Origin of the sequence: Cellulomonas citrea (assembly GCF_009829685.1) — a bacterium.
In the GTDB taxonomy this organism is placed as follows: domain Bacteria; phylum Actinomycetota; class Actinomycetes; order Actinomycetales; family Cellulomonadaceae; genus Cellulomonas; species Cellulomonas citrea.
Window position 1 is genome coordinate 1 of sequence record NZ_VWSD01000321.1, and the last position, 905, is coordinate 905.

Below are 905 nucleotides of genomic sequence, written 5' to 3' on the forward strand. Positions count from 1 at the left end.
CGCCGGTCGCGCAGGTCGGCGGACCGTGAGCTGGCTGGTCGGGGCCCTCGTCGGGCTCGCGGTCGCGGCGGGTGCCGGGCCGCGACCGCCTGCTGCGACAGGTGGTGTGAGGGTGTCGAGCCCCGGCGGGCGGCACCGGGCGGTCGATCTCGCCGCCACGGTCACAGCCGTCGCGGCTCGGCTGCGCGCGGGGAGCCCGCCCGACCAGGCCTGGGCGACGGTGCTGGGGGTCGTCGTGCACGACGGACGGCCGTCCTCCAGGCAGCTCGTCGGTCCGGCGCCGCGTCGTCGGCCGTGGGCCGGGACCGACAGCGCGTCGGGTCGGGTGGCCGCCGTGCTGGCGGCGTGCCGGGTCGCCGACGAGCTCGGTGCGCCGTTGGCACCCACGCTCGACCTGGTGGCGCAGGCCCTCGTCGCCGATGCGGAGGCGGCAGCGCAGGTGCGCGCTGCGCTCGCCGGGCCGCGGACCAGTGCACGTGTCGTCGGGTGGCTGCCGGTGCTCGGCCTCGTGCTCGGTGCGGCGGTCGGTGCCGACCCGGTGGCCGTCCTCACCGACGGCGGCGTCGGCACCATGGCCGGCGTCGGAGGGCTCGTGCTGCTCGGGTGCGGTCGCGCGTGGATCGCGCTGCTCGTCCGGCGCGCCCAGGACGCCGGTCGATGAGGCCGGCGGTCCCTGCCGCTGCGGCAGCCGGACGATGAGCCCGGGCTGGGTGAGCGGGATGCTGCTCGGCTCGGTCGTGCTGCCCTGGGCGTGGCGGCGCAGGCCGGTGGTCGTCGAGGCCGCGCCGCGTGGGCAGGTCGTCGAGGTGGACACGGCCCTGGTGATCGCGCTGGTCGCCCAGGCCTGGTCGGGCGGGCTCCCCGCGCGCAGCCGAGCCGCGACGGCTGTGACCGTGGCGGCGAGA

The 905-nt window shown here is 78.6% G+C and carries 2 protein-coding genes; both read left to right on the forward strand.

Annotation, left to right across the window (positions count from 1 at the left end):
* A partial coding sequence (locus F2B26_RS16465; protein WP_235929732.1) for a type II secretion protein F occupies positions 1-661 on the forward strand: 661 nt, incomplete at its 5' end.
* 34 nt (positions 662-695) lie between these two features.
* Positions 696-905 (forward strand): hypothetical protein (locus F2B26_RS16470; RefSeq protein ID WP_159811161.1); only part of this gene is annotated, 210 nt, incomplete at its 3' end.